General features: G+C 66.1%; 23 protein-coding genes. 9 read left to right on the forward strand and 14 right to left on the reverse strand.

The genetic code is table 11. The features are described 5' to 3' along the window. Nucleotides 1-2: 2 nt before the first annotated feature. The 6 genes from phoU to A0U87_RS24790 all read right to left on the reverse strand — a co-directional run bounded on the left by phoU (nucleotide 3) and on the right by A0U87_RS24790 (nucleotide 6,702). Nucleotides 3-698, reverse strand: coding sequence for a phosphate signaling complex protein PhoU (gene phoU / locus A0U87_RS24765; RefSeq protein WP_004210862.1), 696 nt, complete (start codon nucleotides 696-698; stop codon nucleotides 3-5). Nucleotides 699-806: 108 nt separating this feature from the next. Then, the gene (pstB, locus tag A0U87_RS24770; RefSeq protein WP_004210863.1) at nucleotides 807-1,595 is read right to left on the reverse strand and encodes a phosphate ABC transporter ATP-binding protein PstB; all 789 of its coding nucleotides are present in this window, start codon (nucleotides 1,593-1,595) and stop codon (nucleotides 807-809) included. An 8-nt stretch (nucleotides 1,596-1,603) separates the two neighbouring features. Next, on the reverse strand, nucleotides 1,604-2,848 hold the full coding sequence (gene pstA, locus A0U87_RS24775; protein WP_137406097.1) for a phosphate ABC transporter permease PstA: 1,245 nt from the start codon (nucleotides 2,846-2,848) through the stop codon (nucleotides 1,604-1,606). Further along, nucleotides 2,848-4,242, reverse strand: coding sequence for a phosphate ABC transporter permease subunit PstC (gene pstC, locus A0U87_RS24780; protein ID WP_004210867.1), 1,395 nt, complete (start codon nucleotides 4,240-4,242; stop codon nucleotides 2,848-2,850). The genes pstA and pstC overlap by 1 nt, the downstream gene beginning before the upstream one ends. Nucleotides 4,243-4,249: 7 nt before the next feature. Next, entirely contained in the window at nucleotides 4,250-5,305 is a 1,056-nt protein-coding gene (locus tag A0U87_RS24785; RefSeq protein WP_017499005.1) for a substrate-binding domain-containing protein, read from the reverse strand. Nucleotides 5,306-5,448: 143 nt separating this feature from the next. After that, the gene (locus tag A0U87_RS24790; RefSeq protein ID WP_048938757.1) at nucleotides 5,449-6,702 is read right to left on the reverse strand and encodes an ATP-binding protein; all 1,254 of its coding nucleotides are present in this window, start codon (nucleotides 6,700-6,702) and stop codon (nucleotides 5,449-5,451) included. A gap of 99 nt (nucleotides 6,703-6,801) precedes the next feature. Between A0U87_RS24790 and A0U87_RS24795 the strand changes: the two genes are divergently transcribed. The 5 genes from A0U87_RS24795 to A0U87_RS24815 all read left to right on the forward strand — a co-directional run bounded on the left by A0U87_RS24795 (nucleotide 6,802) and on the right by A0U87_RS24815 (nucleotide 10,714). Then, the gene (locus A0U87_RS24795; protein WP_048938756.1) at nucleotides 6,802-7,242 is read left to right on the forward strand and encodes a hypothetical protein; all 441 of its coding nucleotides are present in this window, start codon (nucleotides 6,802-6,804) and stop codon (nucleotides 7,240-7,242) included. 97 nt (nucleotides 7,243-7,339) lie between these two features. Further along, a complete protein-coding gene (locus A0U87_RS24800; RefSeq protein ID WP_048938755.1) occupies nucleotides 7,340-8,518 on the forward strand; it encodes a glycosyltransferase in 1,179 nt (392 codons plus the stop codon). A 65-nt stretch (nucleotides 8,519-8,583) separates the two neighbouring features. Next, entirely contained in the window at nucleotides 8,584-8,868 is a 285-nt protein-coding gene (locus A0U87_RS24805) for an HPr-rel-A system PqqD family peptide chaperone (RefSeq protein WP_048938754.1), read from the forward strand. Beyond that, nucleotides 8,865-9,728 carry an HprK-related kinase A gene (locus A0U87_RS24810; RefSeq protein ID WP_048938753.1) on the forward strand — a complete coding sequence of 288 codons (864 nt, stop codon included), beginning with the start codon at nucleotides 8,865-8,867 and terminating at the stop codon, nucleotides 9,726-9,728. Before A0U87_RS24805 ends, A0U87_RS24810 begins: the two co-directional genes overlap by 4 nt. Next, complete coding sequence (locus A0U87_RS24815; protein WP_048938752.1) at nucleotides 9,725-10,714, forward strand: nucleotidyltransferase family protein; 990 nt, start codon at nucleotides 9,725-9,727, stop codon at nucleotides 10,712-10,714. Before A0U87_RS24810 ends, A0U87_RS24815 begins: the two co-directional genes overlap by 4 nt. A gap of 1 nt (nucleotide 10,715) precedes the next feature. On the opposite strand, the gene A0U87_RS24820 is transcribed toward A0U87_RS24815, so the two are convergent. Continuing rightward, nucleotides 10,716-11,309 carry a TetR/AcrR family transcriptional regulator gene (locus tag A0U87_RS24820; RefSeq protein ID WP_048938751.1) on the reverse strand — a complete coding sequence of 198 codons (594 nt, stop codon included), beginning with the start codon at nucleotides 11,307-11,309 and terminating at the stop codon, nucleotides 10,716-10,718. 72 nt (nucleotides 11,310-11,381) lie between these two features. Between A0U87_RS24820 and bdcA the strand changes: the two genes are divergently transcribed. From bdcA to A0U87_RS24835, 3 genes are all read left to right on the forward strand, one after another. Further along, nucleotides 11,382-12,095 (forward strand): SDR family oxidoreductase, encoded by a 714-nt coding sequence (gene bdcA / locus A0U87_RS24825; protein ID WP_048938750.1) that lies wholly within the window; start codon nucleotides 11,382-11,384, stop codon nucleotides 12,093-12,095. Nucleotides 12,096-12,267: 172 nt separating this feature from the next. Continuing rightward, nucleotides 12,268-13,458 carry a chromate efflux transporter gene (gene chrA / locus A0U87_RS24830; RefSeq protein WP_048938769.1) on the forward strand — a complete coding sequence of 397 codons (1,191 nt, stop codon included), beginning with the start codon at nucleotides 12,268-12,270 and terminating at the stop codon, nucleotides 13,456-13,458. An 87-nt stretch (nucleotides 13,459-13,545) separates the two neighbouring features. Next, nucleotides 13,546-14,532, forward strand: a complete 987-nt coding sequence (locus A0U87_RS24835) for a phosphatase PAP2 family protein (RefSeq protein WP_048938749.1) — start codon at nucleotides 13,546-13,548, stop codon at nucleotides 14,530-14,532. Here the strand turns inward: A0U87_RS24835 and A0U87_RS24840 are convergent. The 5 genes from A0U87_RS24840 to A0U87_RS24860 all read right to left on the reverse strand — a co-directional run bounded on the left by A0U87_RS24840 (nucleotide 14,529) and on the right by A0U87_RS24860 (nucleotide 21,539). Continuing rightward, nucleotides 14,529-15,905 carry an amidohydrolase gene (locus A0U87_RS24840; RefSeq protein ID WP_137406098.1) on the reverse strand — a complete coding sequence of 459 codons (1,377 nt, stop codon included), beginning with the start codon at nucleotides 15,903-15,905 and terminating at the stop codon, nucleotides 14,529-14,531. The two genes, A0U87_RS24835 and A0U87_RS24840, sit on opposite strands and share 4 nt — an antisense overlap. Nucleotides 15,906-16,000: 95 nt before the next feature. Beyond that, nucleotides 16,001-17,008 (reverse strand): DUF2279 domain-containing protein, encoded by a 1,008-nt coding sequence (locus tag A0U87_RS24845; RefSeq protein WP_048938747.1) that lies wholly within the window; start codon nucleotides 17,006-17,008, stop codon nucleotides 16,001-16,003. Nucleotides 17,009-17,236: 228 nt separating this feature from the next. After that, nucleotides 17,237-18,751, reverse strand: coding sequence for a peptidase S10 (locus tag A0U87_RS24850; protein WP_048938746.1), 1,515 nt, complete (start codon nucleotides 18,749-18,751; stop codon nucleotides 17,237-17,239). A gap of 66 nt (nucleotides 18,752-18,817) precedes the next feature. Further along, a complete protein-coding gene (locus A0U87_RS24855; protein ID WP_048938768.1) occupies nucleotides 18,818-20,095 on the reverse strand; it encodes an MFS transporter in 1,278 nt (425 codons plus the stop codon). Nucleotides 20,096-20,141: 46 nt separating this feature from the next. Continuing rightward, a complete protein-coding gene (locus tag A0U87_RS24860; RefSeq protein WP_048938745.1) occupies nucleotides 20,142-21,539 on the reverse strand; it encodes a helix-turn-helix transcriptional regulator in 1,398 nt (465 codons plus the stop codon). A gap of 147 nt (nucleotides 21,540-21,686) precedes the next feature. Between A0U87_RS24860 and A0U87_RS24865 the strand changes: the two genes are divergently transcribed. Beyond that, on the forward strand, nucleotides 21,687-23,279 hold the full coding sequence (locus A0U87_RS24865) for an isocitrate lyase (RefSeq protein ID WP_137406099.1): 1,593 nt from the start codon (nucleotides 21,687-21,689) through the stop codon (nucleotides 23,277-23,279). A gap of 254 nt (nucleotides 23,280-23,533) precedes the next feature. Here the strand turns inward: A0U87_RS24865 and A0U87_RS24870 are convergent, their stop codons facing one another. Together A0U87_RS24870 and A0U87_RS24875 are read right to left on the reverse strand one after the other, a co-directional pair. Then, the gene (locus A0U87_RS24870; RefSeq protein ID WP_048938743.1) at nucleotides 23,534-25,342 is read right to left on the reverse strand and encodes a DUF885 family protein; all 1,809 of its coding nucleotides are present in this window, start codon (nucleotides 25,340-25,342) and stop codon (nucleotides 23,534-23,536) included. A 310-nt stretch (nucleotides 25,343-25,652) separates the two neighbouring features. Further along, the gene (locus A0U87_RS24875) at nucleotides 25,653-25,961 is read right to left on the reverse strand and encodes a hypothetical protein (RefSeq protein WP_048938742.1); all 309 of its coding nucleotides are present in this window, start codon (nucleotides 25,959-25,961) and stop codon (nucleotides 25,653-25,655) included. Nucleotides 25,962-26,040 lie beyond the last annotated feature (79 nt).

Consider the following 26,040-nt stretch of genomic DNA (forward strand, 5'->3'; position numbering starts at 1 on the left):
CCTCAATTCTCCTGCTGCTGGGTGCCGCCGCGTTCGCGTTCGGGCAGGGTCTGGCCCGTTGCGGCATAATAGACCATTTCCGCGACATTGGTCGCATGGTCGCCGATGCGTTCGATATTCTTGGCGATGAACAGCAGGTGCGCGCACTCGCTGATCGTCTTGGGATTTTCGACCATATAGGTCACCAGCGTGCGGAACACGCTGTCGTAGAAATCGTCGACCACCTGGTCGCGCTCCACCACCGCCAGCGCCAGTTCGGCGTCGCGCGCGGCGAAGGCGTTGAGCACGTCATGCACCATTTCGGCCGCGACCTGGCCCATGGAGGGCAGCAGCGACACCGGTTCCAGCTTATGCTGGTTGGCGGCGATCAGCGGCACGCGCTTGGCGATATTCTTGGCATAGTCGCCGATCCGTTCGACCACGCTGACGATCTTCAAGGCGGCGATCACGTCGCGCAGGTCGTTGGCCATGGGCGCGCGCAGGGCGATGATCTGCACCACCAGCTTCTCGACTTCCGCTTCCAGCGCGTCGATGCGCTTGTCGTCGGCGACGACTTCGGCGGCGAGACGCTGGTCCTGGCGCTGGAGCGCCAGCATCGCATTCTCGATCGCCGCTTCCGCGCGACCGCCCATTTCGGCGATCAGGCCACGCAGCCGGTCGATTTCCTCGTCAAATGCCTTGATCGTATGTTCAGCCATGTTTCTTCTCTCCGCAGGCATCGATCCTGCAGGGATCGATGCCGGAATCTCAAGTGGCGCGCTTTCCAAGCCGCCAGATGCAAGCATCTGGCTCGAAAGCGCGCGGGATCAGCCGTAGCGCCCGGTGATATAGTCCTTGGTCCGCTCCTGGCGCGGGTTGGTGAAGATGTCGCTCGTCACGCCATATTCGACCAGTTCGCCCAGGTGGAAGAAGGCGGTGCGCTGCGACACGCGCGCGGCCTGCTGCATGTTGTGGGTGACGATGACGATGCCATAGCGACCGCGCAGTTCGTGGATCAGTTCCTCGATCTTGGCGGTGGCGATCGGGTCGAGCGCCGAGCAGGGTTCGTCCATCAGGATGACTTCGGGTTCGACCGCGATGGCGCGGCCGATGCACAGACGCTGCTGCTGACCACCCGACAGGGCGGTGCCGCTGTCGTTGAGGCGATCCTTCACCTCGTCCCACAGACCGGCGCGACGCAGCGACTTTTCGACGATCACGTCCATGTCCGCCTTGCCCGCGGCGAGGCCGTGGATGCGGGGGCCATAGGCGATATTCTCGTAGATCGACTTGGGGAAGGGGTTGGGCTTCTGGAACACCATGCCGACCCGCGCGCGCAGCTGCACCACGTCCATCGAGGGGGCGTAGATATCTTCGCCGTCGAGCGTGATCGTGCCTTCGACCCGCGCCGAGGCGACGGTGTCGTTCATGCGGTTGAGGGTCCGCAGGAAGGTCGACTTGCCGCAGCCCGACGGGCCGATGAAGGCGGTGACATGGTCCATGTCGACATCGATCGACACGCCCTTGATCGCCTGTTTCTCGCCATAGAAGACCTTGACGTCACGGGCCGTCATCTTCGGATTGGCCACGGCCAGGCTTTGCTGTTCTTCGGTCATGGGTGTGATTACCACCGTTTTTCAAACTTGTTGCGCAGGTAGATGGCGAGGCCGTTCATCGCGAGCAGGAAGGCCAGCAGGACGATGATGGCGGCCGAGGTCTTTTCGACGAAGCCCTTCGAGACTTCATCGGACCAGAGGAAGATCTGCACCGGCAGGACGGTGGCCGGATCGACAATGCCGCCGGGCGGCGTGGCGATGAAGGCCCGCATGCCGATCATCAGCAGCGGCGCGGTTTCGCCGAGCGCGCGGGCCATGCCGATGATCGTGCCGGTGAGGATGCCGGGCAGGGCCAGCGGCAGCACATGCTGGAACACGACCTGGACCGGCGAGGCGCCGATGCCGAGCGCGGCATCGCGGATGCTGGGCGGCACCGACTTGATCGCGTTGCGGCCGGCGATGACGATGACCGGCATGGTCATCAGCGCCAGGGTCATGCCGCCGACCAGCGCGGCCGAGCGGGGCAGGTGCAGCAGGTTGAGGAAGATCGACAGGCCGAGCAGGCCGAAGATGATCGAGGGCACGGCCGCCAGATTGTTGATCGACACCTCGATGATGTCGGTCCACCAGCTCTTGCGGGCATATTCCTCCAGATAGAGCGCCGTGGCGACGCCGATCGGGAAGCTGAGCACCAGCGTCACCAACATGGTCAGCAGCGACCCCTTGAACGCGCCCCAGATGCCGACCTGGGTCGGATCGGTGCCGTCGCTGGCGGTCAGGAAGCCCCAGTTGATGCCGGTGGCGAGCAGGCCGGCCTGACGCAGGCGCGCGACCTGCGCCTCGGCTTCGGGCGATCCCTTGCTCTTGGCGGCGAGGTCGATCGCGGTTGCGGCGGGCACGTCGATGGTCTCGGTGCGGGCGAGGATCTTGGGATCGGCCTTGATCGCGTCGCGGATGGCAATCCAGGCGCTCGGCGAGATCATCGCGTCTGCATCCTTGCCCAATGCCTTCTGCGCGACGGCGCTGGTCACCATCGGCAGATTGGCGTTGGCCAGTGCCTCGTCGGTGATGTTGGCCGGATCGAGCAGCAGCGGCGAGGCCGGGAAATCGACCTTGAGGGCGATTTCCGTGCGGGTGAAACCGCGCATGCCGTTGCCGACCATGGTGAAGAGCAGGAAGGCGAGGAAGGCGGCGCTGAGCAGCACGGCGGCCATGCCGGCGGCCTTGAAGCGGCGCTCGGCGGCGTAGCGCCGGGCGATCCGCTTGCGCATGGCGTCCGACTTCCAGTCGGTGGGGAGGGGTTCGGCGCTCATTATTCGTAAGCCTCGCGATATTTCTTCACGACCCGCAGGGCCACGATGTTGAGCAGCAGGGTGACGATGAACAGCACCAGGCCGAGCGCGAAGGCGGCAAGCGTCTTGGCGCTGTCAAATTCCTGGTCGCCGGTCAGCAACTGGACGATCTGGGTCGTCACCGTGGTCACGCTGGCAAAGGGGTTGAGGGTGAGGTTGGCAGCCAGACCAGCCGCCATCACCACGATCATCGTCTCGCCAATCGCGCGGCTGACGGCGAGCAGCACGCCGCCGACGACGCCGGGCAGGGCGGCGGGGATCAGCACGCGGCTGATCGTCTCGCTGGTGGTGGCGCCCATCGCCAGGCTGCCGTCGCGCATCGACTGCGGCACGGCGGCGATGCTGTCATCGGCCATGGAGGAAACGAACGGGATGATCATCACGCCCATGACGAGGCCGGCGGCCAGCGCGCTTTCCGAAGAGGCGCCATGGATGCCGATCATCACTGCAAAGTCGCGCAGGGCGGGGGCGATGGTGAGCGCGGCGAAATAGCCATAGACGACCGTGGGCACGCCCGCGAGCATCTCCAGCGTCGGCTTCATCCACTTGCGCACCGTGGGGCTGGCATATTGGGTGAGATAGATGGCGCTCATCAGGCCGAGCGGGATAGCGACGATCATGGCGATGATCGCGCCGATGAAGATCGTGCCCCAGAAGAGCGGCACCGCGCCGAACGCATCTTCATTGCCATAACCCATGGCGGCCGACTGTGGGCTCCATTTGGTGCCGAACAGGAAGTCGATCGGGTTCACCATCGAGAAGAAGCGGAAGCTTTCCCACAAGAGCGAGGCGACGATGCCGAGCGTGGTGATGATCGCGATCAGCGAGGCGATCAGCAGCGTTGCCATGACCAGTCGCTCGACCCGTGTGCGGGCACGAAAGTCCGGACGGACGCGGGTGAAGGCATAGGCGCCGCCGGCAAAGGCGAGCACCAGCGCCAGCACCGCGCCGGCAATGCCATAATGGCTGAGCGCGGTGCGATAGGGTTCGACCAGCGCGTTGGCGGCCGGGTTGAAGGCGCCGGCCTGCGCGCCGGTGGCGATCGCCCGTGCCTCGCCCAGGATGGCGGAGCGGGAGAAGCCGTCCATCGGCAGGCTCTGCGCCGCCGGGTCGGCCAGGACCGACTGGGTGACGAGGCCGGGCGAGACATTGGCCCATACCGCCAGGAAGATGCCGGCGGGGATCAGCGTCCACAGCGCGACATACCAGCCATGATAGCCGGGCAGGCTGTGTACCGCGTCGCGGCGGCCGCTGGCGCGCGCCACGCCGGCAAGGCGCAGCGCACGGGCGCGGGCGCTGACCCAGGCGATCGCGCCCAGGCCCGCCAGCAGCAGGAGGATTGCAGGACCGGTCATGATGCCCTTACTTCAGCTGCGAACCGTCGAGGACGCTGAGCGACTTGACGACTTCCGCGCTCTTCTTGCGCACGTCTTCCGGCGCCGCGACCATGCCGCGCTTGGTCAGCGCGCCGTCGGGGTTCCAGTTGGCGGCGAAGGTGTCGAGGAAGCCCTGCAGGCCACGGATCGCCTGCATATGCGCCTTCTTCACATAGATGTAGAGCGGGCGGGCGCCGGGATATTGGCCGGTCGAGACGGTCTCGTAGCTGGCTTCGATGCCGTTGATCGGCACGTCCTTCAGCGTGTCCTTATTCTCTTCCAGGAAGCTGTAGCCGAAGACGCCGACGGCGTTGGGGTTGGCACCCAGCTTCTGGACGATCAGATTGTCATTCTCGCCCGAGTCCACATATTTGCCATCCTCGCGCACGCGGGTGCAGGTGGCCTTGAACTCATCCTCGCTCTTCTTCTTGAGTTCTTCCATCGCCGGGTCGGTCTCGCAACCCTTGGTCAGGATCAGTTCGGCGAGCGAGTCGCGCGTGCCGCTGGTCGAGGGCGGACCGAAGACGGAGATGGCGATCGCGGGCAGGCTGGGGTCGACATCCTTCCAGGTCTGGGCCTTGTTCGGACCCTTGCCATAGGGATTGGCGGCCAGCGCCTCATAGACGATCTTGGGGGTGAGCTTGAGGCCGGGGCCCTGCTTGCTCTCGGCGAAGGCAAGGCCGTCGACGCCGACCTGAATCTCGATGATGTCCTTCACGCCATTGCTCTGGCACTGATCGAACTCGGCCTTCTTCATGCGGCGCGAGGCGTCGGCAATGTCGGGATGCTGGGCGCCGACGCCGGCGCAGAACAGCTTCATGCCGCCGCCGGTGCCGGTCGATTCGATGATCGGCGACTTCATGCCGGGATTGCCCTGAACGAACAGTTCGGCGACCGCGGTGGCGAAGGGATAGACGGTGGAGGAACCTACCGCGCGGATCTGGTCACGGGTCGCGCCAGCGCCGCCGCCCGACTGATCGCCGCAGCCGGCAAGCGAAAGAGCGGCCACAGCGGTCGCGGCGAAAAGGGCGAATTGCTTCACGGAAACCTCCAACTAACAGGCCGCGATTCGCAATGTCGCGCCCCTCACGGAGGCGCCTAGCCGCGGACCATCGCGCCTTTGTGACAGTCAGATTGCATTTTCATGACATAGGGGCCGGATCGCGTCTTCGGAGTGAAATTTTCTTACACCCTGGTCTTGATCGCGGTGTCGTCGGTCGGGGCGCCGGGCAGCAAGATGCTGACATTGGTGCCTTTTCCAAGGACGCTGGAAATATCCAGCCTGCCACGATGCCGTTCGACAATATGTTTGACGATGGCCAGGCCCAGGCCCGTGCCGCCCATCGCCCGGCTGCGGCCCGAATCGACGCGATAGAACCGCTCGGTCAGGCGAGGGAGGTGATCGGGGCCGATGCCTTCGCCTTCGTCCGCCACGGACAGGCGCACCATGCCGCTGGGCCCTTCGCCCAGGGTGACATGGATCGGCGTACCGGGGCGGCCATATTTGACCGAATTGCCGACGAGATTGTGGATGAGCTGCGACAATTGGGCGCGGTCGCCCTGGATCGCGGGCAGGCCGGGCGTGATCTCCATCTCCACCTCGCGGCCGCGATCGCCATTGCTGGTGCGGAACACGCCGACCACTTCGGCGGTCAGCTCCGACAGGTCGACGGCGGCTTCGGGCAGGCGATATTTCTCCGCCTCGATCCGGCTCAATGAGATGAGATCGTCGATCAGCCGCTGCATCCGGCGCGCTTCGCCGTCCATGATCTTGAGGAAGCGCTTGCGGGTTTCGACGTCCTTGCCCAGTTCCGGGTCGGCCAGCGTCTCGATGAAGCCCAATATGCCGGCCAGCGGGGTGCGCAGTTCATGGCTGGCATTGGCGACGAAATCGACGCGCATCCGCTCGGCCGCATAGGTGCCGCTATGGTCGACCAGATGGACGAGCCGGCGCATGTCGCCGACTGCGCCTACCGAGGCGATGCGCATCTGCCAGCGCTGTTCGCGGGTGCCCAGGCCCACCAGTTCGATCATCACCGGTTCGGCCAGTGGTGCAACGCTGGCCAGCCGTTCGGCGGCGGCGGGGTGGCGGATCGCGATGCGTGCATCCTCCCCCTCGATATGGCTGCCGAGCAGGCGTTTGGCGGCCTGGTTGGCATGGACGATCCGGCCCCGCTCGACCAGCATCAGCGGATCGGAAATGGCTTCCAGCAGGCCGGGAAATTCGGGGTGGGCGAACAGGTCGGGCGCATCGAGCGCGATCGTCGGCACGTCGCGGCCGACCGGCACGCCTTCGGCCGTGATGACCAGCACGATCAGGCCGGCGAGTACCGGCAGGGCGATGGCGAGCGGTGATCCGCCGAGAATCAGCGCGCCACCGGTACCGAGTAGAAGCACGGCCAGCGAGGCTGTAATCTGAGAAATTGTCAGTCGATTCATGGTTACCGTGCTGGATTTTGCGCGCATTTGCTGCGATGGCTACAGAGAATAGCGCCCAATATTTACGCTTTGGCAAGCGCGATAGCGGAACATTGTGACATGAGCGAGCCCATCCCCGGACCGGAAAGCGTGGAGCCTGAAAAGGCGGCAACGGACGTATCTGCACCCGATCTGGCTGTTGCGTCGCGGCGCCAGTTGCTGATGGGCGGCGCGGTCGCGGCATCGGCGATCGTGTCGATCCGCCCGGCTCTGGCCAACACGGCAGCGTCTGTTCTCAACTGCACCATTCCGGTTCCCGATCCGTCGCGCTCGGGCAATTATATCGCGCCCAATGGCCAGATGGTGCCGGCGGGAACGCCGGGCGCCTATCCGGCGAGCGGGCGCACCTATACCGGCGAGCAGGTCAAGCAGGCGCTGCGCGGCCGGCCGCTGCCCGGCACCAGCTATGAGCAGAATCAGGCCTATCTGAACTATATCCGTCGGTTGCAGTCGGGACAGAGCGGCTTCACCTGTTTCGCATCGCTGCAAATGCCACGCTAAGCCCTAAAGCTGCGTCGAACTGAAAGAACCGATTACGGGTCGCCCGCGTTGACGGCGTCGAAGCATCGACATTTCCGTCGAGCGCAAGGGCGACACCATGTTCCATGCACGCCAGGTGGCGGCACATTCTCCATTCGCGGTCGTCTATCTCTATCGCCCCGGTGACGGGGGGCTTGACCGGGTCGCGATCCAGCTTGCCAATCATCTCCATCGGCGCGGGCTGCGGGTCGAATTGTGGCTGGCGCATCTGGACGGGCCGCTGGCCGGGATGATCGACCCGGCGCTGACGGTGCGCCGTGTCTGTGCGCCGCGCTGGGCCCGGCGCCTGTCGATGATCGCGCAATTCCTGCCGTTGGCCGCGATGGTGCGGCGCCATCGGCCCGATGTCGTCTATTCGGCCGGCAACCAGAGCAACATGCTGGTCGCCGCCGCGACGCTGGGCACGCAGACCCGCGCGGTCGGCCGCATTTCCAACCCGATCGTCCGGCCGGGACAGCAGGGCCTGTCCGCCTGGGCGCGCAAGACCCGGTTTCGCGCAATTGCCAGGGCCTGCAGCATGACCATCGTCATGGGTGAGACCGATCGGCAATTGCTGGCCGAGGAGGGGCCGCTTGGCGGTCGCGACGTGCGGCTGATGCCGCGTCCCACTGTCACCCGGCTGATGGAACAGGCCTGCAACGATCGCGGCACCGCCTGCTGCCCGCAGCGCCCGGCGCAATTGCTGATGGTCGGGCGGCTGGCGCCGCAGAAGGACCAAGCAACCGCGCTGGCTGCGCTGGCGCAATTGCGGGGCCGCGACTGGCGGCTGCGCATCGTCGGGCAGGGACCGCTGCGCGCCCAGTTGGAGGCGCAATGCACGCGGTTGGGCCTGTCGGACCGGGTCGAGTTTCTGGGCTTCGTCGATTGCCCGCACCGCATGGCCAGCCTGTTTGCCGAAGCGGACCTGCTGTTGCAGCCGTCCTGCTGGGAAGGGCTGGCCGGCACGATGATTGAGGCGCTGGGCTGTGGCGCGGGCGTGGTGGCGACCGATTGCACCCGCAATATCCATCCGCTGCTGGCCGCCGCCGGCCAGCATCCGCCGGTGCCGGTCGGCCATGTCGATGGCTTTGCCCGTGCGATCGAATGGGCGCTGGCCCATCCCGCGCCGCCCGAGCAGTTGGCGCAGGCGGTGCGCGAACATGGGCTGGACCGGGCGCTCGACACCTATATGCGCGCGCTGATGACGGTCGGCGCGCGCGAGCTTCCGGTCGGCGTTGCGCTGCAGGCCTTTCCCTGATGCGTTAGGCACTTGGCTACCCTTTTGGCTTTAGGGCAAGAGGGAGCCATGGAGGTGCCGGACGCGTGGTCAGGGAAGATCTTTATCGTCGCGAAGGGGCGGAGGCGATCATCGTCCGGCCGCTGGATGATATCGTCCTGCTCTATCATCGCCCGTCGGGCCAGACCCATATGGTGATCAGCCCGGTGCCCGAGATATTGGACGCCATGGCCGACGGCCTGCCGGCGAGCGCGGCGATGCTGCGCGATCGGCTGGCCCTGCTCTATGATCTGGGCGAGGGCGATGTGGTGGGCGAGATCGGCCAGCATCTCGCCTATCTCGACCGGATCGGGCTGGTGCGGCCGGCATGAGGCACAGCCTGACCCTGCGCATCGGCCCGGCGACCTTCCGCATCGGTTCCGCCTGGGCGCAGCCGATCGACCAGTTGAAGCGCCTCTACGCCGATTATCCCGACGTCGGTAGCGCGATCGCCGATTTCACCGTGCGGTTGCAGCCAACCAGCGCTGTCCGGCGCTGGGTGCGACCGTCCATCTTCATCACCGGCGACCATGGCCTGGCCGACGCCGCGCCGATGAGCCTGGCCCATGGGCTACTGGCGGCGGAGATGGGGATGAACCTGCAGATGGCGCTGGGCTGGCGCCGGCATCTGCTGCTCCACGCGTCGAGCGTCGAGAAGGACGGGCGGGTGCTGGTAATGACCGGCGAGTCCGGATCGGGCAAGTCGACGCTGGCGGCGCAACTGGGCGAGCGCGGCTGGCGTCTGATGGGCGACGAGTTTGCGCTGCTCGATCTCGACAGCGGGGCGATCCTGCCCTTTCCTCGGCTGGTGTCGCTCAAGAACAAGGCGATCGAGGTGATCGCGGCTGAGGTGCCGGGTGCGCGCATGGGGCCGCTGCTGGGGACGACGGCCAAGGGTGACATCCGCCATATGGTGCCGCGCGCCGATGCCGTGGCGCGGATGGGCGAGGGCGGGATGCCGGCGCTATTGCTGTTCCCCCGCTTCGGTTCGGGGCCGGCGGAACGGCCGGTTGGCCAGGGAGAGGTGTTCATGCGCCTGACCCAGGCGTCGACCAATTATGTCGCGCTGGGTGAACCGGCCTTTGCTGCGCTGACGCGCTTCGTGGCGCAGGTGCCAGCGCGGGCGATCGACTTCCCGTCGGGGGATGCGGCGATCGCCATGGTCGATAGGCTGTGGAGCGAGATCGCATGAGCGCGGCGCTGCTGGTCAGGGCCTTGCGCGATCCCGCGACGGTGGTGGGGCTGGATGCGGCCGGCTGGAACAGCCTGATCGCGATGGCGCGGGCGGAGCGGCTGATCGGCACGCTCGCCTTCCGGCTGGAGGGGCAGGCCGTGCCCGATGCGGTGCGGCCGATCCTGACGGACGCGAAGGCGGATGCGGCACGGGAGGCGCGGCAGGCGATATGGGAGGCGGACCGCGCGCGGGCGGCACTCGCGCCGATCGGCCTGCCGGTGATCCTGCTCAAGGGCACGGCCTATGCGGCGGCGGGCCTGGCGGCGAGGCAGGGGCGCTTCATCGGCGATCTCGACATATTGGTGCCGCGCGACCGGATCGATGCGGCGGCCGATGCGCTGATCGCGGCCGGCTGGGAATGGGTCAAGGAAGACCCGTATGACGACGCCTATTATCGGCAGTGGATGCATGAGCTGCCGCCGATGATCCACACCGAGCGCGACCGGATGATCGACGTGCATCATACCGTGCTGCCGCTGACCGCGCGGCCCACGCCGGACGCGGCCGCGATGATGGCGGATGCGGTGTTGATAACCGATGGATTATACATGCTATGCGCGGAGGACCGGGTCTGTCATGCGGTCGCCCATCTGCTGGCGGACGGCGATTTGCAGGGCGGTCTGCGCAACCTGTGGGATATTCATGGCCTGCTGGCGGATGCCGATCCGGTGGCGCTGGAGGCACGGGCAGCGCGGCACGGGATGCTTCCCCATGTGCGGCAGGCGCAGCGGCTGGCGGCGGCGATCTATGGCGCGGGCGGGCGGCTGACCCTGTGGGACCGGCTGGTACGGGCACGACTGCTGGCGCGCAACGGCTGGGGGCAGGAGACGCGCAAAGCGCTGGTCTTCGCCTTCTTCGTGCGGTCTCACTGGCTGCGCATGCCGCCCCTGATGCTGGCGCGCCATCTGTTCACCAAATGGCGCAAGGGGCATCGGCCGCAATAGGTCAGGGTTGGGCCAGGGCCGCTTCCAGCGCGAGACCGGCCATGTCGGCGATGGCGAGCAGCCGCTCGATCGGCTTGCCGTCACGGGCATCGGACGACAGGCCGGACATGACCGCCACCATATAATCGGCGACCGGCAGCGCCTGGTCGGGATGGTCGGGGGTCAGATAGTCCCGGACCCGGTCGACGCTTTTGTCCTTCCAGCAGCGCGCCTGGGCGGCGGCGATGGCGTCGGCACCCCGTGCGGCCTCCAGCACCATGCAGCCCGGCGCGGCCGGGTTGGCGGCATAGATGCGGGCTGCGGTGCGCAGCAGTTCGGTAAGCGCGGCCGCCGGCGGCGTGCCGGGCGCCAATATCTCGTCCACAGGCAGGGCATCGCGGGCGTAGCGCGCCAGCACCCGGTCGAACAGGGCCGCCTTGTCACCGAAAGCGGCATAGAGGCTGGGCGGATTGATCCCCATCGCCTGCGCCAGCGCGGCGACACCGACACCATCATAGCCATGTTGATGAAACAGCGCCTGCGCCGCAGAAAGGGCGGCGTCCTCGTCAAAGGAACGCGGGCGGCCCCGGCTCTTGGCTTTTTCTTTAATGGTCATTACAAAAATCCTTGACGGGCGCGATTGGTAATTTATATAGCGATCATTACAAATTTAGCAAGGAATTGTCCCATGACCGATTTCACTGCCAAAAAAGTCCTCGTCCTCGGCGGCAGCCGGGGTATCGGTGCCGCGATCGTGCGGCGCTTCGCCGATGACGGCGCCGATGTCGCCTTCACCTATGCCGGGTCGCAGGATGCTGCCACCGCGCTTGCTGCCGATGTCGGCGCCCGTGCCATCCGATCCGACGCGGCCGATCGCCAGGCGGTGATCGACGTGGTGGCGGGCGAGGGCGCGCTCGACGTGCTGGTCGTCAATGCCGGCACGCTGGTGCTGGGCGATCCGCTGACGCTGGACGCCGATGCGGTCGACCGGATGATCGATATCAATGTCCGCGCGCCCTATCATGCGGCGGTCGAGGCGGCGCGGCAGATGAATGATGGCGGCCGCATCATCGTCATCGGTTCGGTCAATGGCGATCGCATGCCGTTCGAGGGCGGCGCGGCCTATGCCCTGACCAAGTCGGCGCTGCAGGGCATGGCCCGAGGTCTCGCCCGCGACTTCGGCGCGCGCGGCATCACCGTCAACATCATCCAGCCCGGCCCGACCAATACCGACATGAACCCGGCCGATGGCCCGATGAGCGCCACCATGCACGGCTTCATGGCGATCAAGCGCCATGCCACGGGCGAGGAAATTGCCGGGTTGGCCGCCTATCTGGCGGGGCCGGAAGCCGGCATCATCACCGGTGCCATGCACACGATCGACGGCGGTTTCGGCGCCTGATCGGGAGTTCTGGAGAGGCGGCTGAAAGGCCGCCCCATCCTGTTGCGCGACCTCTTTTCTTCGCGGCGCGCGATGCTATGATGCGCGCCAACGGGCCGTGCGGGCGCCCGTTCAGGCGATGATCGTCCAAGTTCCGCTCCATAGGCCGCGCCTGCGGCAGGAGCCGATGACGATGACGACACTGGATGATGGTCCGCCGCCGATCCGCCTGTTCCCGCTATTCCTCAAATTCCTGCGCTTTGGCTGCCTGGCTTTTGGCGGGCCGGTCGCGCAGATCGCGATGCTGCGCCAGACCCTGGTCGAGGAGGAGCGTTGGCTGTCCGGGCCGCGCTTCAACCGCCTGTTGGCGGTGATGCAGATATTGCCGGGGCCGGAGGCGCATGAATTGTGCGTCCATATGGGGATGATGGCGCGCGGGCGGATCGGCGGGTTGCTGGCGGGGCTGGGCTTCATGCTGCCCGGTCTGCTGCTGATGCTGGTCGCCGCCTGGCTTTATCGCGACTGGATTGCCGGCGCGGGCTGGGCGCTGCCGGTGCTGTTCGGCATCCAGCTGGTGGTGCTGGCGATCATCGCGCGCGCGGTGCAGCGGATCGGCGGCCATGTGCTGGAGGACCGGCTGCTCTGGGCGCTGGCGATCGGCGCCTTTGCCGCGACCTTGCTCGGCACGCCGTTCTGGATTCCGCTGCTGGCGGCGGGGCTGGTCTATGGCTTTCGCGCGCGGCCGATGGTCATTGGCGTGGTGTTGGTCGGGGCGGTCATGCTGGCGCTGTTGCTGCACAAGGGGAGCGTGGCGGTCGCGCCGGTCCCGACGGTGGCTGGCGCTGCGCGGCCCGACATGCTGCTGCTGTTCATTGCCGGGCTGAAGGGCGGGCTGCTGACCTTTGGCGGCGCCTATACCGCCATTCCCTATGTGCGCGGCGATACGGTCGGGCGCGGCTGGTTGTCGGACGGGCTGTTCCTCGACGGGGTGGCGCTGGCCGGCATATTGCCGGCGCCGCTGGTCATCTTCGCGACCTTTGCCGGCTATATGGCCGGTGGGCTGGGCGGCGCGCTGGCGATCACGGCGGGCATGTTCCTGCCAGCCTTCGCCTTTTCCCTGATCTTCTATGAGCGGCTGGAGGCGCTGGTCGAAAATCCGGCGCTCCACCATCTGCTGGCCGGGGTCGCAGCGGCCGTGGTCGGGGTGATCGCGGCGACCCTGGTGCAACTGGGCTGGGCGGCGGCGATGCGGGCGGACCGGCTCTGGGCGGCGGGCCTGATCCTGCTGGTCGGTGCGCTCTGTGCCTGGCGGATCAAGGGGCGCTGGAGCATGCCGGCGATCATCGCGCTGGGCGGTGGCGCGGGCTGGCTGCTACAGCCCTGACAGGGGCGTCATGCAACGGTTCATCGCAGCTTAAGCACTAGAGGCGGAAGGGCGGCCTTTCCGCCTTTCTTCCCGGACATAAGCGTGATGCCGTCGATCGAAACCTCCTGGCCCCTGGCTGAGCCTGTTGCCGCGCAGACGGTGCGTCTGGTGCCGATTGTCACGCGACCATTGGCAATCCGGCGGCATTTTCTGGCGGCGCTGGGCGGGAGCATGCTGCTGCTCGCCCTGCTGCTGGACATGGCGGACTTGCGCATCGACTTCTGGCAGCCGAGCAGTATCGCCTATGGCGCGGCGGCGGCGCTGTTGCTGGTGTTGCGCTTTGGCCTGCCGCGCAGCGGCTGGCGCCATGCCGGGACGGTGGCGCCATTTGCCACCTATGTCGGCCTGTTCACGCTGATCTCGGTCATGGGGGCGGCGGCCAGCTATCCCGTGGCGGCGCTGACCCATGGCTATGCCGACGCGACCTTGCAGCGCATCGACGCGGCGCTGGGGTTCGACTGGCTCCATTGGTATCGGCTGACGGCATCGCACCGGGGCCTCCAATTTCTGGAAACGGCCGCCTATCGCAGCATCTATGTGACGCCGGCCCTGCTGCTATGGTGCATGGCGCGGGCGGGCGAGCAGGAACGGGCCTGGCGCTTCATCGCGACCTTCTGGCTGGCGGCGGTCATTACCCTGATCCTGTTCAGCCTGATGCCGGCGGTCGGCCCCTTTTCCTATCTGTGGCACGAACCGATCCGCTACATGCCCGAAAGCGAGCTGTGGCAGCAGGGGCTGATCCCGGCGCTGCGGACGCATGCGGTCCATGCCATCGATCTGGGGCAGTTGCGCGGCATCGTATCGGCGCCCAGCTTCCATACCGCGGCGGCGGTGCTGTATATCGCGGCGGGCTGGCGGATCGCGGCGTTGCGCTGGCCGATCGTCGCGCTCAACGCGGCGATGCTGCTGTCCACGCCGGTCGAGGGCACCCATTATCTGATCGACATGATCCTGGGGCTGGGTGTGGCGCTGACCGCGCTGGCGCTGATGGACATCCATCGGCGCCGCTGCGCGGTCAGCGACCAGGCTTAGTCCTTCTTCAGGATATCCATGGCGAGGACGGTCATCGCCTCGCTGGCGGTGGCGATCACCTTGTCGGCCTCCGGCGCCCAGAATGGACTATGCAGCGAGGGCAGGGTGATCTGGCCGGCCTCGGCTGCCGCCATCTTGTCCGCCGGCACGCCGCCGACCCAGAAGATGAAGCTGTTGATCGACTTGTCGGCGCGGTAGAAGCGGCCGAAATCCTCGCCGCCCATCACCGCCGGGGTCTTGACCACGCGGCCCTCGGCGAAATGCCCCTTGAGCAGCGCGCCCATCTGTTCGGCAAATTCGGGCGGGTTGTAGGTGGACGGCGTGAACTCGTCCTTGACGCTGACGACCGGCATCTTGTCGTCGGGCACGCCCGCCGCAATCGCCTCGCCACGGGCGATCCGCTCGATCCCCTTGATCAGCTTGGCGCGGGTCTCGTCCGAATAGCTGCGCACGGTCAGGAGGAGCAGCGCCTGGTCGGGGATGATGTTGTGCTTGGCGCCGGCCTGGAAGCTGCCGACGGTGACGACGGCGGGATCCTGCGAATCCTGTTCGCGGCTGACCAGGGTCTGCAGCGAGGTGACGATGCGCGAGCCAAGGACGATCGGGTCGCGGGTCGTCTGCGGATAGGCGCCATGGCCGCCCAGCCCCTTCACCACGATATCGACGCTGTCGACATTGGCGAGGGCATAGCCCGGCGTATAGCCGACGACGCCGGCCTGGAGATTGGCGGCGTCATGGAAGGCGATGGCATGGGTCGGGCGCGGGAATCGGGTGTAGAGCCCGTCCTCCAGCATGTCGCGGGCGCCCTTGCCCACTTCCTCGGCCGGCTGGAGGATCATCACCAGCGTGCCCTTCCACTTGTCCTTCTGGCTCGACAGCAGCTTGGCGGTCTCGATGAAGGCGGTCATGTGGGTGTCATGGCCGCAGGCGTGCATCACGCCGGTTTCGACCCCCTCGGGCGTCTTGGTGCGGACCTTGGACGCGAAGTCGAGGCCGGTCTGCTCGACCACCGGCAGGCCGTCCATATCGGCGCGGATCAGCAGCACGGGGCCCGAGCCATTCTTCATCACCGCGACGACGCCGGTGCCGCCGACCTTCTCGGTCACGTCGAACTTCATCGCTTTCAGTCGCTTGGCCAGCTTGGCGGCGGTGTTCACCTCCTGCAGCGAAAGCTCGGGATTGGCATGCAGGTCGCGATAGAGCGTCATCAGCCCCTCCATGTCCCTGGCGATCAGGCCAGGCAGTTCGCTCTGCGGCGTGGGCGTCGGCTGGACCATGGCTGGCTGAGCCGGCGGCGGCGCAGCCGGGGTTTGGGCGACGGCGATGGACGAAAAGCTGACAGCGGCCAGAAAGGCCGTGAGCGCGTGGCGCATATGATTGAATCTCCCTTGCTAGGCAGGAGCATAGGGGGATTTTACGGGCGTTAAAGGGGGATTGTTACGGTGCTGGCCTGCGCGCGCGGCAAGGTTCAATAATAGTCATAGATGCCAGTATAGGGGAGCTGGAAATAGTTGAGGCCGCTGCCGATCATGCGGCCGACGCGCGACCGGCTGTTCTTGAAGAAGAGTTGCTTGATGTTGAGCGCGACGCCGAAGAAGATGTCGCGTTTCGGGGGGATGCCGGCGGCGCGGTCGGCAAGGGTGAAATCCTTGCCGCGATAGCCGACCTGCAATTCGACGAGCCGTAACGGGGTAGCCTCCAATTTCCTGAACCCGGCCAGTTCGAGCGACAGCAGGAAATGCTGCTGTTCATAATGGCGCTTCCCCTTGAAGCTGTAGACGTTGGAATTGGGCACCATCATCAGCCGGAAATCCAGCTTCTCCTCCAGCCCCGGTACGGTGTGACGCAGCACCGAGAAAGCGGCACCGGCAGTATTGAAGGCGATATCCTGGTAGGAAAAGCCGCTGTCGCTCTTATGCCCATCCCAAAATTCGCCGTAGAATTGCAGCGCGGTCGACAGCATAGCGGCCGGCAAGGCGGCGGCAGCCCGGTCATCAGTCTTGCGGGCGATGCGCGCGCCCAGAAATTCGGCGAAGAGATAGGCATTGAAGGCGTGTGTCAGCTTGTCGATGCCAAGATTGTTGGTGTTCTTGCCGAACCATCCTTCATCCTTGAAATGAAAGGATGTCGTGTCGTCGGTCCAATAGGCCTGGGTAGCGGTGATATAGGCGAAGAGTCCCAATGTTTCCCATTTGGCCGCCGCCATCCGGCTGCCGAGCGACCGGTAACGGTCGGGATCGATTGCAGCCGGGCTATCTGTATCGACGGTAATGGATGGACCGACACCGTCCGGCAGTTCGGTTTCCCGCTGCTTTTCCGGCGTGAGGCTGGCGAGATCGAAGGAGATGGCCTCGTTCACGGTCAGGGCGGCAGGCGATGCCGTTTCGCCTGAATCATGTGCGAGCGGGGAGCTGTCGGCGCTTTCCTGGGCGCGGACTTGCGACGGTGCGACGGCTGCGAGGAACACCGTCAGCATCGCAGCGCGTAACGATCGCCCGCTTGAGCCTGCATGGTCCGATTGTCGCGCCAACGCCCCTTGCCCCTGTGAAAAGACAAAGCGACCCTTGTTCTGGAAGACATATTATCGGACGGGCGGCAGCGGATATATTCGTGTGAAATGCCTATAGGCGGGCAGGAATGGCGATGGATGGTCTCGCAGGCGAAGACAGCGCCCGCCCGGCTGTTTTCCGGGCGGGCGGCATCATCATCGCTGCGAGATGAACGCCCGGATATCCGCGCTCAGCTTGCGCAGGTCGTCGGGGCGGACATACATCATGTGGCCGGCATCATAATAATGATACTGGATCCGCGCGGGATCGAAGCCGGTGCGGCTCATCGCATATTCCGCGCCGAAGAAGGGGGTGGCGAAATCATACCAGCCCTGGCCGACGAACACCTTGAGGCCGCTATTCTCGCGCAAGGCCTTGCTCAGATAAGGGGCAACACTGGCGTAAACTTCGCCGTCGCGGCCGCGCTGCCCCTGCAGCTTCCAGTCCCAGCCGCTGACCCCGCCGATCGTCACATAGCTGCGGTCGGTCTTGTACTTCAGCTCGTCGCGGGCATAGCTGTTCATCGCGGCGGTATAGGCGCCGTCGATCGCGTAGAAGCTGGGGTCATTGTCCGGCTCCTCGCCGGCCGCATCATAATCCTTGCCGGTGTAGCGGGTGTCGAGGCGACCGATGGAGACGCCGCGATCGCGCAGCAATTCCTTGTAGAAACGGCCGGGCGAAATGCGCAGTTCTGCATGGTCGACAAACTGCTCCGACAGGCCGGTGAGGCGGGCGAGTTCGGCACGGACGCTGGCGCGTTCCTGGTCCGACAACTGATTGCCCTTCAGCAGCGCGGCGGCATAGGGGCCGATCGCGAAGGCGCGGGCCTGCTGGGCGGCTTCGGCGACGGTGGCGGGCGGATTGCCCATTTTCTTGTGATACCAGGCGGTCGTCGCCATCGAGGGGAGATTGAGGATATAGGGCATTTCATTGCCCTGCACCTCGGCCGATGCGCCGAAGTCGAGGATCGACGAGATCAGGATGATGCCGTTGACCGCGACGTCGTTATAGCTGCCTTCAAGCTCATTGATCAGCGCGACCGAACGGGTGGTGCCATAGCTTTCGCCGCCGATGAACTTGGGCGAGGACCAGCGGCCATTCTCATTGAGCCACAGGCGGATGTATTCAGCGATCGACTTGGCGTCGGCCGACACCCCCCAATAATCCTTGGGATCCTTCTTGCCGATGGCGTGGGAAAAGCCGGTGCCGACCGGATCGATGAAGACGAGATCGGTGACGTCGAGCAGCGATTCCGCATTGTCGACCAGCGGATAGGGCGGCGCGCCGTCATCCTGTGCGTCGGGCAGCACCACGCGCTTGGGGCCGAAGGCGCCCATATGCAGCCAGAGCGAGCCCGAGCCGGGGCCGCCATTATAGAGGAAGGTGATCGGGCGCTTCTTGTCGCCGCCATCCTTGACATAGGAGGTGGCATAGATCGCCGCGAGCGGCTTGCCGTCCTTGTCCTTCAGATAGGTTTCGCCGGTGGTCGCGGTGTAGCTGATCGCCTTGCCGCCGAACACGCCCTTATGATGGGTGACCGAGACATTGGGGGCGGGCACGCCAGCCTCAACGGCCGGTGCCTCATTCTTCTTCTTGTCCCCGTCCTGGGCCTGCACGGCCATGGGCATGATGGCCAGCGCGAGCGCGGCCAGCGAAATCGTCAAACGCATTAAGGATGCTCCCCTTTCTTTTGTGGCGCATGCGCTAGCGGAGAGAGGGCCATGCGGGAAGGGGGCTCAGCAGGGCTGTTGTCGCTTTGGCGCGCTTTCGGGTAGGCGCCAGAGCACCGGAAATACGCCGAGCGCCACGATCGCGATCAGCCATCCGGGCGCGGACGCCCATCCGCTTGCCTGTGTCAGCTGGTGCGACAGATAGGGGGTAAGGCCGCCGAACAGCGCCGTCGCGCCGGTCGCGCCAAAGGCAAGGCCGCTCAGCCGCCCTTCGCCGGGAAATTGCTCGGCGGTGGTCACGGCGCCGACCGCGCTCACTGCCCCGCCCAGCGCCGCCAGCAGGACCGCGCCGATCAGCGCGCCGCCCAATGCGCTGCCCTGCGCCATCAGGGCAAAGAGCAGGGCCGGCAGCGCCACACCGGCGAGCGCCAGCGCGATCAGAACCGGCCGCCGCCCGATCCGGTCGGACAAGGCACCGACCAGCGGCGTCACCAGGATCACCACCAGTGCCGCCAGCGTCGAGAGTGTCAGCGCATCGGCCTCGCCCATGCGGCCGGCCCCGATCAGGAAGCTCGGCACATAGACGATGCCGACATAATAGGTGATCGACCCCAGTGCCGAAATGGCAAAGCCGCGGCCGATCGCCGGCCGATAGGCGCGCAGGCTGAGGCGCAGGGGTTGGGCCGGGATGCTTCCACGGGCGCGCTGCGCCAGGAAATCGGGCGATTCCTCGATCCGCGATCGCGCCAGCAGGATGAGGGCGGCGAGACCCGCGCCGACCAGAAAGGGCATGCGCCAGCCCCAGTCGGCCAGCGCCACCTCGTCCAGCAGCGCCACGGTCAGGGCGGACAGCGCCACCGCCAGCAGCCCGCCGACCTCGCTCGCCGCTGACGCCAGGGATGTGATGAGGCCGCGCCGACCGGGCGGCGCCCCTTCCAGCAGGTAGGCGACGACGCCGGTATATTCGCCCCCGACCGAGAAGGCCATGACACAGCGCAGCGCCAGCAGCAGCCATCCCGCCATCGCCCCAGCCTGCGCCTGTGTCGGCAGCAGCGCGGTCGCCAGCATCGCCGCGCTCATCAGCGCCATCGACAGCAACATGGTCGGCCGCCTGCCATGGCGATCGCCGATATGGCCAAAGAATATCGCCCCTAATGGCCGCATCAGATAGGCGATCGCAAAGCCCGCCAGCACATGCCCCACGCCCGCCGCGCCCCCGCCATAGAAGATGCGCGACAGCAGGGAGGCGAGATAGAGATAGAGGGTGAAGTCATACCATTCGACGATGGTCGACAGCCCGGCAATCGCCAGCGATCGCTTCGAAAGAGCGGGCGGCTGTCCCATCGGCGGCATCTCCTCATCCATCAACCCCTATCCCCCATCCGTTCGCTTAACCATCGGCAAAGCCGAACGGCGCCCGCGTCCGCCGATAATCGTCGGGCAGCATGTCGCGGCCGATCGGCGGGGCAGACCGGGCCATGCACTGGCTGCGGTGGCACAGGCGACAGGTGACGCCGATCGGCGTCGGCGCGGGCGGCGGCGCATCCTGGCTATAGACCAGCCGATGGGCATGGTCGGCGGCGCAGCACAGCGCGATTGCCCGCTCCACCTTCGCCGCGCCCCAGCTGCCGCCGCCGGCGGTGACGGTGCGCGCGACCGAGAAGAAACGCTGGCCGTCGGGCAGTTCCAGCCATTGCGTCACCACCTCGCGCGGTGTTTCGAACACGCGATGCACTGACCAGAGCGGGCAGGAGCCGCCATGGCGGGCAAAGGGAAAGCCGGCCCCGTCCAGCCGCTTGGAGACATTGCCGGCCTGGTCGACCCGCAGGAAGAAGAAGGGGACGCGTTCCTGCCCCGGCTTTTGCAACGTGGTCAGCCGGTGCGCCGCTTGCTCGAAGCTGACGCCGAACTGCCGAGCCAGCGCCTCGACATCATAGCGCCTGGCCTCCACCGCCTTGGCGAAGGCGGTATAGGGCATCAGGATTGCCGCCGCGCCATAGCCGGCCAGCGCCCGCCGGGCGAGCCGCCGCCCGCTTTCGCTGGCGAACTGTCCGTCCTTCAGTAGCGTATCGAAGCCCTTGCGCATCTCCAGATAGGCGATCTGGAGCGCCAGTTGAAAGGCGGAGCTGGCGCCATCCAGCGCATCGTCCAGCAGCACTGCGTCGCGATGCCGGTCGAGCCGCCGCATCGATCCCGCCATTACGTCCGACGGCAATCGCCGTACCCGCAAATTGTGCCGCGCCTTGAGCCAGCCGGCCAGCCCCCCCTCGGCCTCCGCTTCCGCCGCCAGCTTCTCGGCCGCATCGTCGAGCAGCGGAAAACTATTGCGCCGCGCGGCGATGAAGCGCCGCGCCTCCGCCACCGGATCGGCGCCATCCTCCTGCGGCTCCGCCTCCGCCCCCCGGTCCGCCAGCGCCAGATGCTCCTCGCGATAGCTGGTGTAGAGCCGCAGCAAAGCCTCGGTAATGCCGGGGTAATTGACCGCGACATCGCCGGTCGCCAGTTGCGGCAGGTCGATATCGGCGAACATCGGGTCTTTCAGCACCGCCTGTAGTCGTGCCGTCTGCTCCGCGCCGCCGTCGCCCGCCACCTCGGCCATGTCGAGCTTGTAGGTGCGGGCAAGGCGCAGCAGCATGTCGGCGGTCAGCGGCCGCTGGTTACGCTCCAGCAGCGCGACATAGGAGGCGCTGATCTCCAGATCATTGGCCATGTCCGCCTGCGTCAGGCCCAGCTCGCGCCGCAATCGCCGCAATCGCGGCCCCATATAGACGGGACGATCCTTGGCCATGGCACCGACTCCTGTACGCTCTTTACAACTTTACAGCAGATTTTTGTAAAGATCGACAACTGGACTTTGGCAGGGGTGCCGCACCCCGTTTCCTGTGTCTACTTCGCTGTCATTCTTTCTTGCAGCTCACCCCGAGGGAATGACGACATGACCTATCAAAGTGAAATCGCGAAGGCCGACACGCTGATCGGCGGCCAGGGCCATTGGGACGGCATCGCGCCCGAATCCGTCGCCCGGATGCGCCTGCAAAACCGGTTCCAGAGCGGCCTCGACATCGCCCGCTACACCGCGAAGATCATGCGCGCCGACATGGCCGCCTATGATGCCGATCCGGCCAACTACACTCAGTCGCTGGGCTGCTGGCACGGCTTCATCGGCCAGCAGAAGATGATCAGCATCAAGAAGCATTTCGGCACCACCAAGGGCCGCTATCTCTATCTTTCGGGCTGGATGGTCGCGGCGCTGCGCAGCGAGTTCGGCCCGCTGCCCGACCAGTCGATGCATGAAAAGACCAGCGTCCCGGCGCTGATCGAGGAACTCTACACCTTCCTGCGCCAGGCCGACGCCCGCGAGCTGGGCGGCCTGTTCCGCGATCTCGACAAGGCCCGCGCGGAAGGCGACGAGGTTCGCGCCGCCAAGCTGCAGCAGCAGATCGACAATTACGAAACCCATATCGTTCCGATCGTCGCCGACATCGACGCCGGCTTCGGCAATGCCGAGGCGACCTATCTGCTCGCCAAGAAGTTCATCGAGGCCGGCGCCTGCTGCATCCAGATCGAGAACCAGGTCTCGGACGAAAAACAGTGCGGCCATCAGGACGGCAAGGTCACCGTCCCGCACGAAGACTTCCTCGCGAAGATCCGGGCGGTCCGCTACGCCTTCCTGGAACTGGGCGTCGACGACGGCGTGATCGTCGCGCGCACCGACTCGCTGGGCGCGGGCCTCACCAAGCAGATCGCCTTCACCCGCGGAGCGGGCGACATTGGCGACCTGTATAATGGCTTCCTCGATTGCGATCCGGTCGATGCCGGCGCGATCGGCCATGGCGACGTCCTCATCAGCCGCGACGGGCAATTGCTGAAGCCCAAGCGCCTGCCGTCGAACCTCTATCAGTTCCGCGCCGGCACCGGCGAGGATCGCTGCGTCCTCGACTGCATCACCGCGCTCCAGAATGGCGCCGACCTGCTGTGGATCGAAACCGAAAAGCCGCATATCGGCCAGATCGGCGGCATGGTCAGCCGCATCCGCGAGGTGATCCCCAATGCCAAGCTGGTCTATAACAACTCGCCCAGCTTCAACTGGACACTGAACTTCCGCCAGCAGGTGTTCGACGCCTGGGAAGCGGCGGGCAAGGATGTCAGTGCCTATGACCGGGCGAGGCTGATGAGCGCGGACTATGACGCCACCGACCTCGGCGTCGAGGCGGACGAACGCATCCGCACCTTCCAGAAGGATGCGGCGGCGCAGGCAGGCATCTTCCACCACCTCATCACCCTGCCGACCTATCACACCGCCGCGCTCAGCACCGACAATCTCGCCAGGGGCTATTTCGGTGATGCCGGAATGTTGGCCTATGTCGAGGGCGTGCAGCGGCGGGAAATCCGCGAGGGGCTAGCCTGCGTGAAGCACCAGAATATGGCCGGCTCCGACATTGGTGACGACCATAAGGAATATTTCGCCGGCGAAGCCGCGCTCAAGGCCGGCGGCGCCCACAACACGATGAATCAATTCGCGGCCTAAAGGCCGCGGGGGAACCAGTTTGCGGCCTAAACACCGCAGGCGCCCCATCTTCCCGGCGATATCCCGATGCTTGTCGGGAAGATGGGTTCCGCAAGCGTAACAAGCATGGAAGATTGCAGTTTCGCGGCCGGGGCCGTGAAGACAGCCAGTTCGCGGGGAATTCGACACTCCTCTCGCGATTTGGGTGGAAGGACCCTCGACGGCCCGGTGGCGCACCACCGGGCCGTTTTTTGTCTGCCCCAAAGGGGAGGCGTTTAAGCGATCCCCGCCCGCTGGCGCACGGCCTGCTTCAATATGTCGAGCGGCATCGCGCCCAGCGTCAGCACCTCATGGAACTGCTTGAGGTCGAACTTGTCGCCCTGCGCCGTCTTCACTTGCTCGCGCAGGTCGTTCCACACGGTGTGGCCGATCTTGTAGCTGCACGCCTGGCCCGGCCAGACGGTGTAGCGGTCGATCTCGCCCTGGCTGCGGCCGCGTGCGATGCCGGTGGTGGCGATCAGATAATCGGTCGCCTTCTCGCGGCTCCAGCGCTTGGCGTGCATGCCGCTGTCGACCACCAGACGGGTGGCGCGGAACAGCAGCGACTGGAGATAGCCGACCTGGCCCAGCGGATCGCCCTTGTACATGCCCATCTCGTCGGCCAGCTGCTCGGAATAGAGCGCCCAGCCTTCGGAATAGCCGCTGTAGAAGCCGCGGCGGCGGATCATGGGAATCGAATCCGATTCCAGCGCCACCGTCACCTGCAGATGGTGGCCCGGCACCGCCTCATGATGGGTCAGCGTGGCGAGGCCGAATTTCGGCCGGTCGAACGTGTCGCGCAGGTTGATGAAATAGATGGCCGGCCGCGACCCGTCGAGCGAGGCATTCTGATAATAGCCGCCCGGCGCGCCCGCCTGGATCGTCACCGGCACGCGGCGCACCTCGACCGGCGCCTTGGGCACGGTGTTGAACGCCTCGCCCAGCCGCGCCTGCATCGCCTTGATCTGGCTGTTGAGCTGCGCCAACAGTGCCTCCCGGCCCGGATCGGTATTGGGGTAGAGTTGATCGGGGCGCTTGTTGAGCGCGACCAGACGGTCGCCGACGCTGCCCTGGCTCATCCCTTCGCCCTTCAGGATCGCGTCGATCCGCGACGAGATGCTGGCGACCTGATCCAGGCCCATCTGGTGGATCTCGTCGCCGGTCAGCCGGGTCGTGGTCGCGGCCTCGGCGGCGGCGGCGTAGAAGGCCTCGCCATCGGGCAGGCGCCAGCAGCCGGCGTCATGCACCGCCTTGGCGCGCAACTGCTGCACCAGCGCGCGCTGGCGATCGACCGCGGGGAAGACCTTTTCCGCGACGATCTTTTCCGCCTGCGCCGCGCGTTCGGGCGGCAGGCCGGCGGCGGCCAGCTTCTTGGCAAAGCTCGCCACCAGCACGGTCTGGGCGGCGGGCTGGTCGCGCAGCGCCGCCTGCATCTTCATCGTCGTGTCGAGGATATAGTCGGGCGCGAACACGCCCTTGGCCGCGTCCGCCTTCTGCCGCTCCAACTCGCCATCCATGCTGACGGGGAAGGCCTCCAGCCGCGCTAGATAGGCGTCGGCATCGGCCGCGTCCTTCACCCGGTGCTGGCTGTCGAGGAAATCGGGCGTCTCGCGATAGGAGCCGGTCAACTGGCTCAGGATATAGGGCGCATAGCGGCCCGCCGTCTCGCCATAGGCGAAACGCTCGCCACCCACCGCGCGGTCGAGCTGATAGGCGACGACATCATAGTCGAGCTGGCTGGCCGGGCTGAGCGCCGCGCGGTCCAGACCCGCCAGTTGCTTGGCCTGCGTCTTGGTGCGGGCCAGGTCGCGCGCGGCGCCGGCGGCGCTGGTATCGCTGAGCTTGCCGCGCAGCGCCGCGCGGGCGCCGGTGTCGAGGCCAAGGCGGGTCGCCTGTTCCGGGCTGTCGTCCAGCCGCTCATAGAAGAAGCCGTCCAGCATGGCGCGCAGGCGGGCATCCTGCGATCCCGGCTGCGCAAAGGCGCGCGGGGCGGATGCGGCCAGCGCCGTGGCGCCGCTGGTGGTGAGGAATTGGCGTCGGTTCACGAAATGCTCCCTGTTCTGGCCCTGGCACGAACGGTCGCCCGCCCGCCGGGGCCGCCTTAGTGCCGCGCCTGCAAGGGCTTGGCTATTATTTGTTTTACCGCGATTTCTTAATCAGCAATCGATGCCGATTGCTTGGAAATCGCTCTAGGGGCGAGGGGGAAATGACGCGACAGTTGAAAGTTCACACCGTCATGCGTCGTGATTTCGGGGCGATTTTGGCGACAACGCGCCTGTCGCGCGCCCATGAAGCGACAGTGGAGCGACACTGAAGCGACACTGGGGTCACACCGAAGCGACAGCGACGCGACAGTCAGGCGACAGCCGGGCGCCATTTATCGGCCGATCGGCCCTTATGTCGGCGGTTCGGCGCGAGCGGATCAGCCCGGCGGGCGGCATGGAGCGCCAGCGCATTGGCCCAGTAGCGGTCGAAGCCGGTGCCCGCGAGCTGATCGCGCAGCCGGTGGGCGCTGGAACGGGACGTGCCGACCATCTGCGCGGCATGGCTGATATTGCCGGTTTCGAGCAGCGCGGCGAGGAAGCGGCGCTGACGATCGGGCGTCCATTGGCGGCGAGGGCGCCGGGCCGGCGCGGCGGGCGGAGGAGGAAGGGGCTGGTTCATCCGACAGGATAGAACAGAAAAAGCCCTGTGTAGGAAAGAGCTGCGGCGGGAGGGAGGAATAGCTGTCGGTCTGGAAGCG

This window comes from Sphingobium sp. MP9-4, from assembly GCF_005281675.1.
GTDB classification, from domain to species: Bacteria; Pseudomonadota; Alphaproteobacteria; order Sphingomonadales; family Sphingomonadaceae; genus Sphingobium; species Sphingobium yanoikuyae.